The 16,089-nt window shown below is 67.6% G+C and carries 19 protein-coding genes; 7 read left to right on the forward strand and 12 right to left on the reverse strand.

From position 1 onward, the window contains the following. Positions 1-7: 7 nt before the first annotated feature. The 7 genes from HUX53_RS16770 to HUX53_RS16800 form a co-directional block, all read right to left on the reverse strand. Entirely contained in the window at positions 8-151 is a 144-nt protein-coding gene (locus tag HUX53_RS16770; protein ID WP_176404133.1) for a hypothetical protein, read from the reverse strand. A 12-nt stretch (positions 152-163) separates the two neighbouring features. Beyond that, positions 164-319 carry a hypothetical protein gene (locus HUX53_RS16775; protein WP_176404134.1) on the reverse strand — a complete coding sequence of 52 codons (156 nt, stop codon included), beginning with the start codon at positions 317-319 and terminating at the stop codon, positions 164-166. Beyond that, a complete protein-coding gene (locus HUX53_RS16780) occupies positions 319-747 on the reverse strand; it encodes a hypothetical protein (protein WP_176404135.1) in 429 nt (142 codons plus the stop codon). The genes HUX53_RS16775 and HUX53_RS16780 overlap by 1 nt, the downstream gene beginning before the upstream one ends. A 19-nt stretch (positions 748-766) precedes the next feature. Further along, on the reverse strand, positions 767-1,600 hold the full coding sequence (locus HUX53_RS16785) for a DUF2637 domain-containing protein (protein WP_176404136.1): 834 nt from the start codon (positions 1,598-1,600) through the stop codon (positions 767-769). Next, positions 1,597-1,911 carry a hypothetical protein gene (locus HUX53_RS16790; RefSeq protein WP_176404137.1) on the reverse strand — a complete coding sequence of 105 codons (315 nt, stop codon included), beginning with the start codon at positions 1,909-1,911 and terminating at the stop codon, positions 1,597-1,599. Before HUX53_RS16790 ends, HUX53_RS16785 begins: the two co-directional genes overlap by 4 nt. Positions 1,912-2,017: 106 nt before the next feature. Beyond that, positions 2,018-3,358, reverse strand: coding sequence for an FtsK/SpoIIIE domain-containing protein (locus tag HUX53_RS16795; RefSeq protein ID WP_176404138.1), 1,341 nt, complete (start codon positions 3,356-3,358; stop codon positions 2,018-2,020). A gap of 14 nt (positions 3,359-3,372) precedes the next feature. Continuing rightward, a complete protein-coding gene (locus HUX53_RS16800) occupies positions 3,373-3,759 on the reverse strand; it encodes a hypothetical protein (protein WP_176404139.1) in 387 nt (128 codons plus the stop codon). 137 nt (positions 3,760-3,896) lie between these two features. Between HUX53_RS16800 and HUX53_RS16805 the strand changes: the two genes are divergently transcribed. From HUX53_RS16805 to HUX53_RS16815, 3 genes are all read left to right on the forward strand, one after another. Continuing rightward, the gene (locus HUX53_RS16805) at positions 3,897-4,292 is read left to right on the forward strand and encodes a winged helix-turn-helix domain-containing protein (RefSeq protein WP_176404140.1); all 396 of its coding nucleotides are present in this window, start codon (positions 3,897-3,899) and stop codon (positions 4,290-4,292) included. A gap of 270 nt (positions 4,293-4,562) precedes the next feature. Next, positions 4,563-5,597 (forward strand): AAA family ATPase, encoded by a 1,035-nt coding sequence (locus HUX53_RS16810; RefSeq protein ID WP_176404141.1) that lies wholly within the window; start codon positions 4,563-4,565, stop codon positions 5,595-5,597. Next, the gene (locus HUX53_RS16815; protein WP_176404142.1) at positions 5,594-6,184 is read left to right on the forward strand and encodes a guanylate kinase; all 591 of its coding nucleotides are present in this window, start codon (positions 5,594-5,596) and stop codon (positions 6,182-6,184) included. Before HUX53_RS16810 ends, HUX53_RS16815 begins: the two co-directional genes overlap by 4 nt. A 665-nt stretch (positions 6,185-6,849) precedes the next feature. On the opposite strand, the gene HUX53_RS16820 is transcribed toward HUX53_RS16815, so the two are convergent. After that, positions 6,850-7,086, reverse strand: coding sequence for a hypothetical protein (locus tag HUX53_RS16820; RefSeq protein WP_176404143.1), 237 nt, complete (start codon positions 7,084-7,086; stop codon positions 6,850-6,852). 143 nt (positions 7,087-7,229) lie between these two features. Here HUX53_RS16820 and HUX53_RS16825 point away from each other — a divergent pair, with 143 nt between their 5' ends. Next, positions 7,230-8,162 (forward strand): AAA family ATPase, encoded by a 933-nt coding sequence (locus tag HUX53_RS16825; protein ID WP_176404144.1) that lies wholly within the window; start codon positions 7,230-7,232, stop codon positions 8,160-8,162. Positions 8,163-8,346: 184 nt separating this feature from the next. On the opposite strand, the gene HUX53_RS16830 is transcribed toward HUX53_RS16825, so the two are convergent. Next, complete coding sequence (locus HUX53_RS16830) at positions 8,347-8,733, reverse strand: hypothetical protein (protein ID WP_176404145.1); 387 nt, start codon at positions 8,731-8,733, stop codon at positions 8,347-8,349. A gap of 1,189 nt (positions 8,734-9,922) precedes the next feature. Here HUX53_RS16830 and HUX53_RS16835 point away from each other — a divergent pair. From HUX53_RS16835 to HUX53_RS16845, 3 genes are all read left to right on the forward strand, one after another. Then, positions 9,923-10,174, forward strand: a complete 252-nt coding sequence (locus tag HUX53_RS16835) for a hypothetical protein (RefSeq protein WP_176404146.1) — start codon at positions 9,923-9,925, stop codon at positions 10,172-10,174. Positions 10,175-11,134: 960 nt separating this feature from the next. Beyond that, positions 11,135-12,109, forward strand: coding sequence for a hypothetical protein (locus tag HUX53_RS16840; RefSeq protein WP_217919520.1), 975 nt, complete (start codon positions 11,135-11,137; stop codon positions 12,107-12,109). Between the two features lie 152 nt (positions 12,110-12,261). Next, positions 12,262-13,173 carry a hypothetical protein gene (locus tag HUX53_RS16845; protein ID WP_176404147.1) on the forward strand — a complete coding sequence of 304 codons (912 nt, stop codon included), beginning with the start codon at positions 12,262-12,264 and terminating at the stop codon, positions 13,171-13,173. A gap of 123 nt (positions 13,174-13,296) precedes the next feature. Here the strand turns inward: HUX53_RS16845 and HUX53_RS16850 are convergent, their stop codons facing one another. The 3 genes from HUX53_RS16850 to HUX53_RS16860 all read right to left on the reverse strand — a co-directional run bounded on the left by HUX53_RS16850 (position 13,297) and on the right by HUX53_RS16860 (position 15,738). Continuing rightward, positions 13,297-14,118, reverse strand: a complete 822-nt coding sequence (locus HUX53_RS16850; RefSeq protein ID WP_176404148.1) for a hypothetical protein — start codon at positions 14,116-14,118, stop codon at positions 13,297-13,299. Then, complete coding sequence (locus HUX53_RS16855; RefSeq protein WP_176404149.1) at positions 14,115-14,933, reverse strand: hypothetical protein; 819 nt, start codon at positions 14,931-14,933, stop codon at positions 14,115-14,117. The genes HUX53_RS16850 and HUX53_RS16855 overlap by 4 nt, the downstream gene beginning before the upstream one ends. Positions 14,934-15,303: 370 nt before the next feature. Further along, positions 15,304-15,738 (reverse strand): DUF6416 domain-containing protein, encoded by a 435-nt coding sequence (locus HUX53_RS16860; protein WP_176404150.1) that lies wholly within the window; start codon positions 15,736-15,738, stop codon positions 15,304-15,306. Positions 15,739-16,089 lie beyond the last annotated feature (351 nt).

Raw genomic sequence — 16,089 nt, forward strand, 5'->3', positions numbered from 1 at the left:
CCGGGGGTTAGAAGGCGGTGGTGAACCGCGCGAGGGCATCGGCGACCAGGGCCAGGCCGCCGACGATGGCGCGGACGGCGTGCGCGGCCCGTTCGGGTTGGCGGCCCAGGACGAGCCAGAAGCAGATGAAGGCGCAGCGGCGCAGGGACATCGGGACGTCCCCTCAGACGGTGTGGCCGTGGCCGTTGCAGTCGGGGCAGGTGGAGCCGTCGGAGGCGACCCCGCCCCCGCCGCACGTCCCGCACACCCAGCCGAGGACCAGCCCGACGAGCCGGACGAGGATGGGCAGCGGTCGCGGGTGGCCGGTACGGGCGCGCATCAGGCCGCCTGCCCGGTGTCCTGGCCGCCGTTCTGGTCGTCCTGGTGGGTGTCGTCGAGGGTGATGTTGTCGCGGTAGCTGGTCTCGGCGCGGTACTGGTGGCGGCGGCGTTCGGGGATGTGGACCATGCGGTAGGTGATGCGGTCGAAGGTGCGGGTGGCGATGTAGTGGCCGCCCCGGTGGGTGTCGTCGGTGACCTCGACGTCCAGGAGCGCCGCCGTCCAGTCGACCAGCGCGACGGCCGCAGCGTCGTCCATGTTGCGGACGCTGAAGGTGAGGTTGTAGCCGTACTCCTCGACGGGCACGGCCGGGTTGGCCTCCAGGAAGTCGGCGAGGGCGCGCAGGCCGGTGATGGTCTGGTGGCGGGCGAACAGGTCGCCGGGCACGATCGGGGTCGTCTGGCCGGTCGGGTGGGTGTGGGTGGTCATGGCGGTTTCCTCCAGCGGGTCAGGCGAGGGATGCGGTTTCGGTGCGGAGTTGGCGAAGCAGGTCGGAGGCGAGCTGGTTGGACACCCCCAGGCGTGCGCGCAGCGCGTCACGGGTGATCGGCCGCCCGTGCTCGGTTTGGTGTTCGGCGACGACACGGCGCGCGAACTCGACGAGCGGTCCGTCCGGACCCGGCGAGGACGAGGCGGACGGCGTCGAGGCGGAGTGTTTGGCGGGGACGGGGATGGAGGTCTGGCCGTCCTGCTCGTCCTCGTCCCGCTCGGTGGTGTGGTGCTGGACGGCCGGGACGGCGGCGGCGACCGTGGGCCGCTCGTTCTCCCACACCACCCACGGCGACGAGACCGAGGACGGTACGGACGAACGCGCCGAGGAAGGCGGCGGGGACGGCGTCGAGGCCGAGGGCGGGCGGCCGAAGGAGTCCGGGACCGGCGAGGGACGAGCCGCAGCAGCAGGGCCGGCCTTGCGGCGTTCCAGCATCGACACCGCGACCAGGAACGCGCCCGCCGGAGTGCCCGCGGTGATCCAGCCCCAGACCGACGGGTCGGCCTGCGCCAGGTTCGCGGCCAGCGACAGCAGGATCCCGCCGACCAGGACGACGGTCGGCCACGACAGCCGCCCGGTTGCCCGTCCGGTGCTCTTGTCCCGCTGCCGCTCCCCGGCCGCCATCACGCATGTCAGGTCGATGCACACCGCGATAGCCCAGGCCATCCAGCCCCGTTGACCGTGCTCGGTAGCCGTGTCGCGGATGTGGGTGAAGGAGCCCGCCGCCGCGATGCCCGCCAGGACCACCACCGGCCCCGAGTCGGCGACCGCACCGAGAATGCGCCGGGTCATGCCGCCCGCCCCGAGGTGATGAAGGCCAGGAGCGCGGCCAGTTCGACGTCACACCGGTGCGCGTCCGCCCAGTCGTCGACCTCGCCGCAGCAGGACGAGGCGAACGACTCGGCGCAGCGCTGGCAGCGAGCGATGTGCAGGGAGCGGAACTCGTCCCACTCGACGCCGACCGGCCACACGTCCCAGGACGACACCGCCGAGGACGAGCGGGACGGGGACGAGGACGACGAGGCGTACGGCGAGGACGGGGACGGGACGGCGACGAACCGGGGGCGAGGACGGGGACGAAGGACACGGACGCGGGCGACCATCGGGCAGCCTCCAGGACGGGTTTCGGGCATGGGTCGGGTAGGGACATGGCGCGATCGAGGGCTCACACCGAGCCGAGAGAGAAGGAAGGAGAGGAAGTCGGGGCGGTTAGGCGGCCGGGTGGACGACGGGGACGGAGCCGACGAGGGCATCCCAGTCCGGGGTCAGGTGCGCCCAGTCGCGCGCCGCCTGCTCGGCCTCGCACTCGGGGACGAACACTGAGCGGGCACGGTGCCAAGCGCCGTCTTGACCGGCCACGACGCATACACCGGGTGTCTCGGCGGGGATGGCGCGGGCGGCGTCGAGGGCGGCCGGGTCGAGGTCGCCGAGGGTCATGTTGGCGGTTTCGGGGTCGTTGACCCGGTGGCACACCCGCCCCGACAGTTGCGCACGCAGCGCGGTGACGCCAGGTCCCAAGTCGGAGCCGATGCGCTGCCCGCACACGATCAGGTGGACGGCGAACGCCCGTCCGAGCTGGGCCAGGCGCAGCAGCGCGGTAGCCGTCCGCGACACCTCCTCTTTCTCAGACTTGTCGGCCATCAGGAACAACTCGGCGACCTCGTCCACCAGGACCACGACCGGGACCGGCCGCAGGTGTTCGGGCAGGGTCCAGACGTTGCGGGCACCGTGCGCGCGGCAGGTGGCCATGCGGTTCTCGACCTCGCCGACCAGATCCGACAGCAGGTCGACCGACTCTTTACGGGTGGTGGCCAGCGCCGACAGACGCGGCATGTACGGAGTGAACTCCACGCCGCCCTTGAGGTCGAAGCCGACCAGCGCGACCGGTTGGGGAGCCAGGTCACGAATGACGGCGTTGGCAAGGTTCGACTTGCCGGACTGTGTCGCCCCGGCGTTGAGCCAGTGCGGCACCGCGCGGAAGTCCATCACCCACTCGTGCCCGTTCTCCAGCCTGCCCGGCCGCACCCGCAGCAGTTCCACGGGCGCCGGCGACAGCGTCACCTCGGTGAGCGGGTCACGCATCGTCGCCCACAGCGTCACGTAACCGGGCCGCACGTCGACCACCCGTACCGAGTGGACGCGCCAGGCGTGCGCGATCCCCTCCGCCGCCTTCTCATAGTCCGCCGGGACCTGGCCATCGTGCAGGCGTAGCCGCATGCGCCAGCCGAGCCGGGTCGGACGCAGCAGACCGAGGCGGGGAGCGCGCTCGACGTCGACCCGCCGCACCCGCCGCTTCTGCTCGACCACCGTCGCGGCGTTGCGGGCCGCCGGGCCGACGACCGGGACGGCGTCGAGGGTGAGCCGGAACCGCCGCCGGTTACGGGTCAGTCGACAGCCGGAGGCGACGTGATGCCACGTCAGGTACACCAACGCCGCACGCGCAGGGAAGGCGACGCCGTACCAGAACGAGGCCGGGTGGTATCGGCGCCAGGCCCAGAGCCCGGCCGCCGCAGCGGCCAGGACCCCGAGCACCAGGAGCAGGTCAGTCATGACCGGGCCGCCGTTCAGGCCACGTCCGCCGAAGCGGACGTACCCGACGAGCCCGACGAGGAGGCCGAGGGCGGGGCGACCGAGGAGACGGGCGCGATGCGGTCGGCGCGGTAGGCCACACCCCAGCGCTTCTCACCACCGAGCACCGCTTCCCACGGGAACGCCACCAGCCCCACCGGGGTCACGACCTCGCCGATCGTCACCGACTGGTCGCCGGTCAACGCGACGTTGAGCAGGTCGACCCGCCCGGAGGCGTCGGCGGCCGACAGGCCGACGGTGAACACCGTGTGCCCGTTGCGGTCGGTCTTGACCTCGCCCGTGTCCTGGTTGACCAGCTTGGGGCGCGGCGGCGAGACGCACACGAATGTCAGCGCCGACACGTCCACCGGGATGTTGCGCATGGAGAACCTCCGAGATCCAACGAACTACTTAGACAACATAGTCTGCTTAGACGGCCAAGCTGTCAAGGCAGCCATGGTTTTCTTGGCGGGTCGGGTGTGCTGAACTTGAGTGGGAGCCCCCGACGGAAGGCAGATGAGTGGTCGAGAGGACCGGACGGCCCGGATACCTGCAGATAGCCGATGACCTGCGGCAACAGATCCGGGACGGACGCCTTGCCGCCGGGCAGGCCCTACCGTCGACGGCCCGACTCCGCGAGGAGTACGAGGTATCCGCCGGAGTCGTGAAGGCCGCCATCAGCGTGTTGCGGACCGAAGGCGTCGTGATCGGCCAGCAGGGCAAGGGAGTATTCGTCCGCGACCAGGCCGACGCACGCCCACCCAGCCAGGCCGCGCCGACGACCGGCGAGGACGACGTGACGATGAAGCAGCTCACGGAAGTACTCGCCGCCGTCCGCGATCTGGGAGAGCGCGTCGCCCGGATCGAGCGGACCGTCTTTCCAGAGCCTCCGCAAGCTGGTCAGTCCGGCAAATGAGCTCGTCCAACTCGGCAAGAATCAGCTCCAACTGTTCCCGCGGAGTTCGCCCCTGCTCGCCGCTGCCCGCCACCGGTGATCGCCTCCCGCCATGATCTGTTCTCTCGTTCGGCACACCGATATTTCAGTGCAGGAGACGCCTCTAGCCCATCACTAATGCATCATCGGGTTCTTTCACGTCCGTTTATACGTCCGCTTTCACACCCCCATGGCAGACGCTCGGTACATGCCCATATGTGCCGACATCTGCGGCGAAACGGAAGGCCACGAATGACCACGACCAAGCAGCGTCCCGGTTGGCAGCCCACCAGACTGCGCGAACGCCGAGAGACTCACGGCCTCAGCCTGGAGGCCGCCGGAGACAAGTTGCGCGTGGTCGCCGAGCGAGGAGGGCTCAAGGTCGCGGCGAACTTCCAGACGCTATGGGGCCACGAGAGCGGCAGTATGTACCCAGGCCCGCACTACCGCCGCGCCTACTGCCTCCTGTACGAGGCCACCGAGCCTGAGCTTGGCTTTCGTCTGCCGCTCCCCGGCGAGGAGTCCGGAGACCTCACGCTCCCGCTCCCCGCCCCGCTCAGCCCCGCGGCCACCGAGGACGCCGCTAACACCATTACGCAGGGGCTCGACCGCGTCTCCGACCAGACGCAGCGCCGGGACCCCACCGCCGGCGACGCCCTCAAGGCCCGCGTGGTCAGCGCATGGCGAGGCCGCGCGATGAGCGGCAGCATCGGCACGACCACACTCGTCCTGGTCGGAGGCTACGCCGGATCAGGAAAAACCGAGTTCGCGCGCTTTCTGGGCGACGTGTCCGGATGGGCTTTCCTGGACAAGGACTCGATCACCCGTCGCCTCACCGAACGCCTACTGATCTCCTTGGACGGCGACCCGCACGACCGCCACACCGACCTCTACCTAAAGGAGGTCAGGCCGCTTGAATACAAATGCCTCATGGACACTGCAAACGACAACATCGATTGCGGCATATCCACCATCCTCGCCGCCCCGTTCATCGCCGAACTGAACGACGAGGCATGGCTAGGACGCCTCACCAACCGCTGCAAGGCCAAGGGCGTCGACGTCGCCGTGATCTGGGTCCGGTGCGACGTCGACTCCATGCGCGAGTACATCGAGTTCCGCGACGCCCCGCGCGACGCCTGGAAGCTGGCGAACTGGGACCAGTACGCCGCCGGACTCAACACCGACACCAGCCCGCCCGGCGTACACCTCACCGTCGACAACCGCCTAGGCGCGGCAATCAGCATCGCCGACCAGACACGCGAGGCCCTGCGTAGGGTTCTGCCATGACCAGCCCCGGTGTGATCCTGTACGGCCCGCCGACCAGCGGCAAGGACACCACCACGGCCGAACTGTCCCGCCAAGACGACCGGTACGCCCTACTGCCCAAACTCAAGACCGGCACCGGCCGAAGCGCCGGCTACCGACTCGTCTCAGACGCCGAACGCGAGACGCTCCGCAGCGCGGGCCGCCTGGTCGTCGAGACCCGCCGCTACGGCAACGTCTACGCCATCGACCGCGACGACATTGCCGCCCTGGTCGACGCCGACCGTATCCCCGTCGCCCACATGGGCAACGTCGCCGACCTTCAACGCCTACGCGCCGCCGTCCCGCTCGCTTGGACGAGCGTCCTGTTGTGGGTCCCGCGCGAAGTCTGCGCCAAGCGCTCAGAGCACCGAGGCGACCCCGACACCCCCAAGCGCCTCCGGGCATGGGACGAGACCCTTGCCGACCTACGAGCCACCGCCGCCACGCCGGTCTTCAACACGATCATTCACACCGACGACACCGACGCCCGCGAGACGGCCCGCCGCATCATCACCACCGTGACAGCCGACCCCGGCGAGCCCATCACCATCCCGGCCGACCTCCTATAGAGGACCGCGCGGCAGGGCCGTCCACGACACCCCAGCCGTCTACCCTGCCGCGCGGCCGCCCTCACGGCCACGGCCACCCGTCCGGAGACTCGATAGCCCTAGCCAGCTCTCGCAGCGACAACGCCTCCACCAGACGCCACCGCCCACACGCGGGCACCAGCGCCCAATACGCCCGAGTGTACGGACCCCACCAGCACGGCACCCCGAAGCGCGCCCCGATCTCGTCCAGCGAGGCCCCGCCGCTCATCACGGACCGTCCGCGCCCGCAGACGGGCACGCCGCAGTCACCCACGGGAGCAGCAACGCCGATACCTCGGACGCGGCCAGGTCCACATGGCTGCACGGCGCGAGCAGGTCACCGGTACTCGACCGGAACCACCACCCGCCATCACCGCGGACAACCGTGATGCTGTCCCCGATACACGGCACAGCCGACGAGTACACCCGCAGCATCACCAGCGACCCGCCATACCGGCGTTGCGCCACCCACCCCTCACGCCGCAGCGCCCGCCGCAACCGATCCAGCAGCAGACGCGACCGCCAGGGCCGAGGCGACACGGCCAGTGCATCCGGGGGGATAAGCACCGACCGCGCCGCCTCAGCCCCCTCCTTTGGGGCCGCCCCGGTGGCGACCCCGTCCGGTGATGGCAGGGGAGCCGGAACCATCACCAGGCCCTATTGGTCGGCACCGCGCGCTGACGCTCACTGACGAGCGCAGACCGCAGCGCCTCAGCGTCCGAACGGATCACCGTCAGGTCGACACCCGCCGCCGGGTCGAGCAGCGTCGCCACCCAGTCGCCGGCGCGCCCGTCCCACCGACGAGCGCGCCAGATGCGGTGTCCAGGGAACTCCTCTTGCATCCGGCTAAGAACCGGGTCGTCTTGCAGCGAACGCGCTTCCATCAGGGGTGTCCTTGTGGTCGACGGCGAGCCCGCTCCGAGGCCCGTACGGCATGCCAACCAGCGTTCCGCCGCACCACGATTTACAAAGGAGCCTGACAGTGGGCCAGGTGTGGGCCACACTCGACTACAGGAGGTAGCACCGCATGCCCACTGAGAAACGACGGGAGTTCGGCGCCTACCTAGCGCGCCTACGAGGCACCCGCAGCCAAAGCGCACTAGCCGCCGAGCTATGCGACCTCACCGGCTCTGACACCCTCACCCGACACGAGATCTCCCGATGGGAACGCGGCGAACGCATCCCCGACGACTGGTTGCCGCACCTGGCACGCGTCCACAACATCCCGCTCACCGTCCTAGAACGCATGGCCGCCGACGCACGCGGCAAGACCCCAGGCCCAGACGGAGCCCCCTTCGACCTGTCCGCGTTCTTCCCCGACACCATCCCCCTCACCACCCGCCTAGCCAACGCCTGGCACGGCCGCGCCATCGCCAACGCCGGCGGCAACCCCACCCTCGTCCTGGTCGGCGGCTACGCCGGATCCGGCAAGACCGAGTTCGCCCGCTTCCTATCCGACCTCTCAGGCTGGGCGTTCCTCGACAAGGACGCCCTCACCCGCCGCCTAGCCGAACGCCTACTCATCTCGTTGAACGGCGACCCGCACGACCGCCACACCGACCTCTACCGCGCCGAGGTACGCCCCCACGAGTACCGGTGCCTCATGAACGCCGCCTACGCCAACATCGACTGCGGAGTGTCGATCATCCTCGCCGCCCCGTTCATCACCGAACTCAACAACCCGAGCTGGCTCCCCCGCCTCACCCACCGCTGCCAGGCCAAGGGCGTCGACGTCACCGCCATCTGGGTACACAGCGACATCGACACCATGCACGAGTACATCGAGCTACGCGACGCCGCCCGAGACGGCTGGAAGCTGGCCCACTGGGACGAGTACACCGCCGGACTCAACACAGACGACCCACCCGACGCCGCACACCTCACCATCGACAACCGCCTAGGCGCAGCCACCAGCCTCGCCGACCAAACCCGCAGAGCCCTAACCAAGCTCATCCCATAACCCCAGGTCAGCCGGGTTGCACCCGCGCCCGATGAGAACTTTCTCTACGTCTTCAAGGGCGCCGCTACGCGTCGCCGACGGCCGCCCGCCCCGGCGCGCCGGGCATGCGGCCTGTCCCGTCCGGTCCCGCCGCGCCGGACCGCCCGTCCGCACCAGCCTGGCCCGGTTATCTGCAATCCATGGCTCAGGCGTCCACGAGCTCCACTGACGCAGCATCGACACCAGCCAGTTTGGCTAGAACTCTCGTCTCCGTATCCGATACTTCACGTACGGACTCGATGACCCCGTTCAAGAACCAATCAACTGCGTCAAGTAGATCCGATTCGACCGTATGGACGGCATAATTGCGCCCTATTCGGTCATTGCGGGCGGTGGCGATAACGATCTCGGACCCCTTGAACAGAGAATCGACACGCTCACGCAGCGCGGAGATCGATTCAAAGCGAGGCTTGGCGAGTTCCTTGGCTTCTTGCGAGGTCAAGACCTTGTACGCCCAGACGGAAAGACCACGCTCGCTCTCCAGCACCATGGAGAAGAGGACCATGTGCCCCTCATCCATGAAGGTGCCCACTAGCGGTGCCTCATACTCATGCCAAACATGGAGGTCGCATGCCCGATCGTTTGGACGCCAGGGCAGACGGCCTCGCTTCACCAACGAATCTAGGTTCATGTGGTCCACCTCACGAGTCAGCATCCCCATCAAAGCATCGGGTGAAACGGTCCGCCACCTCTTTGGACCAGGGGATCTCTTGTCTCTCCATAGGGTCATCAGCAGGCCAAACCACCGAAACGTGAGGACCATCCTCAATCGCGCCAGGGGTATGAAGTACCGCAAACCCGGCACTTCGAAGTTTTCCGGCAGTCGTAAAGCGCACAACAGCTCGAGCTAGCTGGCGGGCAGTGGGATGAGGGTATCGATAGCAAGTGGCATCCTCAGCCGTCCATTTGCCTCGCAGGAGCGACACATCACGCTCCGGCTTGCGACCCTGCCCTTGGTCGATGCGAGGCGCATCAATGAAGGCATCAGCCGACTTGCCATGATGCGTCAAAACCTCATCGTCAGGTAGACAAAGTTCCGGAGACGACCCACAGTCGCACGCAGAGCGACTGAAATAGCCATCTTTCGGCGCACGACCACCCATGGCACTCAACTTAGCGCCAGCAAAGCGCACTATGTGGCACTTCTATGTCAACATGTGGCCAATCATCACAACACCTCCAATATTGGGTCACATCAGCCCACTTCATGCATGCTATGCGACACATGTAACGGTTTGGTAAAGTTGATCTCACGGAGGCGCCTCCACCGGCTACGCTACGCAACTGCTTGCGGTTAGTTTACGGCGTAGCGTAGCCGGTGGACTAGTTTGCGGTTCGTGAGGCCACTACACAGCGTGACGCCACTGCTGATACAAATGCTCGGCCGACTTCGGCAGATGCTCACAGGACCATCGAAGGACGTGTGAAGCGGGGGCCTCGCGGCCCCCAGCCCCCCGCGGGCCGGAGGGCACGCCCGCGCGAAGCTGTCTGTCACACCGTCTCGCCGTTCGCGCGGGCGCACCCTCCGGGACGGGTGCGGGTGCTAACGCTCTTGCTAACAACGGGGTCGGATGACCTTGGACGGGTGTGGACGGGCGAGAGGTTGTCGCGCTGGTCAGGAGACACCCGGGGACATGCCTGAACGGTTCTGATCTTGCTACGGATCAGAAGGCGGACGCCGACAAGCTGACAGCCGAGACCTGCTCACCGATGATGGGAGCGTGGTCCAGCGAGAGCAGTACGAGCGGCTGGAGCGTCATCTTCGGTCAGACGGTCGCGAGCGTATCGACATGACGTTCTCTGAGGTGTCGGTAGTGATCGGTGCGGCATTGCCCCGGAGCGCCCGCAACCACCTGGCTTGGTGGGGTACAGACCCGAAGCACACTCAAGCGGTCTGGCTGGGCGCCGGCTACCAGGCCCGCGCGAACCTGACCGCGCAGCGCGTGACCTTCATCAGGACCGCCCGAGGCTGACAGCAACGGTGACAGCAACAGCAGCAACCAGCCCCAACTTTGAGCGCACGCCGACAGCCGTCCAACCTCGGCCGACTCCCATCCGGCAGGGGTGTTGTTATAGCTGAAAAGCGGAAGGTCGGCGGTTCGACCCCGCCCCTGCCCACTTCTACACCTCTGACCAGCAGAAACACGGTCAGAGGTGCTCTCATTTCCGCCCCCGAAGCGCCCTCAAGCGGATGTACACCGCTCGAACACCTTCCGCCTATCGCATGACGAAGGCCGCACTGCCGCTCGATGGACCGAACTCCACGCCCCGACACTCACACCTGTAACCGGCAACGACTCGATAAGACCGCCCAGCGGCGTGTGAGTGAACTGATCCGGGCCGTGCTGTCATTCAGCGAGCCACTGGCGGATCAGTGAGAAGTCCAACTCAGCGAGACCGACACGCGGGTCAATTCGGTGCAGTAAAGCTCTCCCCGCATGGTGTACCACCACCCATCGCCGATCGGCGTCCGTCATCTCATCGTCGAGCCGGAGGAACGGGCGTCCGGCCGCCCACCGCGTGACGAACATCGTCTTCCAGTGCAGGCCATGAGGCGGCTCGTCGTCCGAGGCGGGCCAGTCCACGACGGGTAGTTCTGGTGCGTCATCCGGATCGAGTCGGCCCAGCAGCGGATTGCCGCCCCCATCAGGCCTCATCAGTCCTGGCGCCGCCCGAGAGGAACGGCCGCTCGGCCGGTCATGGGGCGCCGGAAGGGATGAGCGGTCCGTCCATATCGGGAAGATCAGTGACCGACCGGCGGCGCCGGAGATCACCGGGCGAAGCTGTCATCCGTCTCGCCCTCTGGATGCCGGCTCGCCCATGGGCGAGGTCATGGCGCTGTCGGCGGCAGAAGCCGATGAGCGGATCCGTCTCCGTCATCTGATCGCGATGACCGACACCGATCGCCGTACACTACGCGACCATGGCAGAGCGTGCTGCTCGGCGAGGTGACCTGTCCGTCGGGCGAGTTGGTGCTGATGGATGGCGGCTACCTCGGGCTGTGGTTCGGCGACCGCGTACCGGACGACGTGCGGCCGCCCGACGTCCCGCCGGCCGTCGACTTCGAGGTGGTCGGGCGTGATGCGGACACCGCGGCGCGGTCGTTCGACCGGCAGTCCGGCCGCACCGTCTACGACATCCCACAGCATGCCGTCACGGACTTCACCTCGCTCTTCGGTGATCACTGCCGTGAGCGCGGACACCAGGCGTCGCTGCGCCGCTTTCCGCAGCAGATCCCGCATCGTGACCGCGTCCGGCGGGCGATCGCCGGGAACGACCCGGACTTTTTGATCAGCGGTGTGCCGGTCATCACCATCGGTGGGCTGCCAACCGACCGTCCGCTGCCGGTCACCGCGACACCGCACAGCGACTGGGGCTGGACGCACATCCACATCGTGGTCAGTGACGAACCAGTCGTCAGTACCTGCTCGCTGGGCAAGATCGGCGTCGACTACGCCCGCTTTGTGTTCGCGGACGCGTTGAACGCATGGATACACGACGAGCCGATCGACGGCCTCGCGGACGTCGTGTTCTGGGGCAGGCACGAGACCGAGATCGCGGCCGAGTTCGGTGCCACTCGTACCGGCACACCCGGCGAGGATCACTACGGCTGGCTCGACCTGCCGGTCCGCGACGCGTACGCGAAGGCGATCGCGTTGCACGATCGCCTGAAGACAGCATCGGACCGTAAGTTCGCCTTCGACTTCCGTCCACACTCACACCACTGGCGGGTGATGGCCGATGTTCGCGCGTCCGAGAACGAGGCCGCCTCGATAGACGTCGGTGGTACCCGCATCATGTTCGCGATGACATCCATAGGCGACGGGTTCTTCCCCGTCCATGTCGAATTTGATGCGGCGGGCGCCCCGGCTGCCATCGAGGTGACGATCCGAGACGCCCAAGATTGACCGTGGTCTGATCAACTCACATCCCGGTTGAAGGCGAGCCGTCCGGCGACTACACCCGGAGACTCATTGCCAGTTCGCGGGTTCGGGCGGCTCGACACGCGACCAGCGGCAGAAGAGTACGCCTGGGACGTTGACGAAATATCCGGTGGCCCGTGAACGCCTCGATCGGCCCCAACGGCGAGGTCATAGCACTGTGGTCGACCGCCGCCGACGTGCAGGCCGTGACGTCGACGACGACGCAACCGGGCTGGGCGATCTTCCCGGACCCTCGGGCTCCTCGCCCGGTGACCATTCGCGTGACGCTGCACTCGCCGACACTGACCAACGTGATCACGATCCACGACTTCTCGCTCGCGCACCCGACCCTCCAACCGCTACCCGACGGCCGAGTTCTGGCCGTGGGCACTAGGGCTCGATGGCGCCAGGACGGTCCGGACCGCAACACGATCATCTACTCCGCCGACGGACCGGCTCTGGCCGCTGAGACGCTCGGGGACGGCACCGAGCACGTCTTCACCACCAAAACCGGTCACGTCTGGGTGGGATACTCCGACGAAGGCGTCTACGGCAACTATGGCTGGGGCGAGGCCGACAGCCCGCAACCGATCGGCTCCTGCGGGCTCGCACGGTTCTCCCCGGATCTGAAGGCCGACTGGCGGTTCCCCTCCCACGCGAACAACCCGTGGGGCGCGATCAGCGACTGCTATGCGCTCAACGTCGACGCGGACACCGCCTGGACGTGCTACTACACCGACTTCCCCATCGTCCGCGTCCACGATGGGACTCTCACCGGCTGGCACGGCGCCGGCGCCGCAGCAAAGGCACTCATCACCGACGGCTCACGCGTCGCTCTGTATGGCGGATACGGCGCCGACCGCGACCGCCTGGTCGACGGACTGGCCGACGGCCGAATGCGGAGCACCCGAAACTACCGGGTCGTACTCCCGGATGGGCAGGAACTCCCCAGCGACGCGCTGGTCATTGGACGCGGCCCCGACCTGCACATCCTCACACACGCGGACTGGTACCGGCTCGACCTCAGCGACGTCCCAGCCGAGCCATGACGCCGCCCGCCGGAGCGGATGCCGCGACCAGCAGCGCACCACCAGCGGCATGAGCGGACATCCGGTTCGGTCGGGCGTCAGGTTTCTTGAATTGCGGCTTGGCACCCAGACCGCCGTCGGGCGCTACTGGGCCAGGCTGTCGTAGGCGGTGAGCAGGTCCTCTGTGAGGGCGATGAGTGAACCGGTGACCGTAGAGGGATCTTCCAGAACTCCGACGGCCTGGGCGGCCAGGGTGGCGAGGGGGCCGTCCGGGTCGGTTCCGTGGTCGCGGAGCGCGTGGACGGTCTGGTGTGTGGTCTCCTCGGAGAGCGGGTGGGCAGTCAGGTCTGCGAGGCGCCGGGCGAGGGGGTCGGTGTCTGTTGTCTGGAGCAGGCGCAGGATGTCGAGGCCGTCCTTGGGCCGGAGGCGAGCTTGGCCACGCCGTTCCTCGATTTTGATCACCTTGGCGACCAGAAGCGCCGCCGGGCCGGCGACTCCTACCGTGAAGGTGCGCTTGTCCGTATCGTCGAGTGCGGACAGTTCGTGTCCCTCGAAGTCCACCAGGGCTGCTTCGAGTCCCGCCGTTCGGCGGGCGACCCGGTTTCCGTGGACCGGGAGGCGGGCGCCGCGACGGCCGCCGGAGCCGCTGAGCGCTTCGGGCACCATCAGGTCGACGGCGACTCCGTGCGCGCCGACCCATGATCCGGGGTTGGGGCCCTTGAGGAAGCCGGCCATACGCAAGGCGTCCTCAAGGAGGGGCTGGTCTCGGAGTCGGTTCGGGGCCAGGGCGATGTCGGCGTCCGTGGTGGTGGGGGCGACCGCCAGGTCGGCGTCTCCGGTGTGCAGGTACACCGCTTGAGCGCCCACTAGGACGATGGCTTCACGGTGCGCGCCCAACGCGTCGAGCGCGTCGAGCAGGACGCTGCGGGCGAGGACGTACTCCTTCGGAGGGCGGTCTTGGTTCACTGAGCCCATTCCTTGTCCTTGGTCGCGAGAACGTCCATGAGCTGCCTGCCCTCTTCCGGGGAGCGTCCGGGGCCCGTGAGCAGATCGGCGGCCCCCTGGCCGGGGCTGACGTGACGGAGTCGGTCGCGCACGATGGATTCGCGGTAGACGACCTGGTCGAACGGTTCGATGAGCAGCACGTTGGAGCCGCGGTCCGTCGGCCGCAACTTCAGCTCCTGCTGGGCGGTCACGGCATCGTCGACGAACACCGCGAGCAGCGCAAGAGGCGCCACGGCGGCGGCGTCCGGAGGCAGGTGCGCACGTAGTGCCGCCGCTCCGGTCAGCGCGTACAGCCGTCGGTAGTCCGCAAGGTCCCGGAGTACCCGGTCGATGCCTCTGGGCGCAAGTACCGGAACGGCGTTATTGGTGGTCGTCAGCCCGTAGTCCTGTGCCCACCGGTGCACGAGCGACCGCTTGCTCACCGCAACCACCGCGCCTTCTCTGCTCCGCTCGATCAGGTCCTCGCGGACGAGGAGTTCAAGCACCCGCGAGCCGGTCGCCGCGCTGACCTCCGCTCGTGCGGCCAGCTCCCGCACTCCGATGGGAACGCGGTCATCAAGCAGCGAGCGAACGATACGTGCCGCTCCTCGACCTCGCAGGGATCGCAGCCGCCGGTCCTTTGTGTCGCTGTACGGATCGCGGTCGGCTCCCCGGCGTTCCACGAACAGGCCTGGCCGGTCCAGCCGAACCCGCATGTTGCCGGTGGAGTCATACCACCCCGCTCCGGCATCGGCGAGCAGCTCGCGAGCGCGCGGGGACAGGTACGGGGCCGCCACCAGACGTCCTTGGCCACCTGCTCCCGGGGCGTCGATCTGCACGTGTCGGTCGAGTTGACGGAGAACCGCAGGAACGTCCCGAGGCTCCACGTTCAGCTTGGTCTCTACGAGGATCTGACCACCTGCCCGGTCCGGGGCTCGGACCTCAAGTAGCAGGTCCACACGCACAGGCCCCCTTCCCTTCGGCTCACGCACCACCCCCAAGTCCCACCCCGGCGGCAACACGGAACGAAGCTCCCGCTCAAGGGCGTGCAGAAGCGCCGTTCCGCTAAGTGGCCTGTTCCGCCTCATGCGGAACAGCCTACAATGCGGAACATCTCAGGTCCGAGAGTTAACAGGAAGGCCCGCCGACGAGGGCACTTCCTCGACGCTAACCGTCCCGTGCCTGCCGGAACACATCGGCGATCTCGGAGGGCATCCAATACACCGTCGTTTCGCCCTCCGCTCCCCGCCATCTCCAGCAGGCTTCGCGTGCAGCCTCCCTACAGTGCCGGCCCGGCCACGTCAGCAGGGCGGCGATGCCGCTCCGCCCACCCTGAAAAGCTATCTTTTGAGCTAGCTCATCCCACGGGAACTCCCGATCCGGCTCGTCGATCATGACGGAAAAGAGAGCCATGGCGGGTTCACTGAACCTGCCCCAGACGGCTCTGGCGAGGTTCACATCCGCACCAGCCCACTTGCCTACCTCCCCAGGCATACCGTCCGCATCGGTGTCCGCATCCCCGCCCCCTTCCAACCAGCGCCCGTACATGGAATAGAAGTCGGCCAGCCGCCCCTCGGGCACCTTCACAGTGACATCGATCAACTACGCCTCCCAGCGGCCGCTCGTTTGACAGCAGTGAAACCATAAGCTAGCTCTGGCTAGCTTACAAGGGATCTTAGCCATGTGGAGTGCCGTTAGAAGAACTGACCCGAACCATCGAGATCATGGACGGCCGCACCGTCTACCGCCTGGTCGTGTCCATTCACGGGTGTTGCTGAGCTGCGGTGATGGGTGTCGGGTTTTGCCCGCGGCGTCCGAGTTGATCTTGGTGGGTTGATCGTCGATCATCGTCGGGTGTCCCCTGCCGATCAGCCGTCGACCTCGTATGAGGAACTGGCCGGACTGGTGGCCTCGCTGGTGGCCCGGGTGGATGCGCTGGAGGCCGAGAACTCC

Origin of the sequence: Actinomadura sp. BRA 177 (genome assembly GCF_013372625.1) — a bacterium.
Lineage (GTDB): Bacteria > Actinomycetota > Actinomycetes > Streptosporangiales > Streptosporangiaceae > Spirillospora.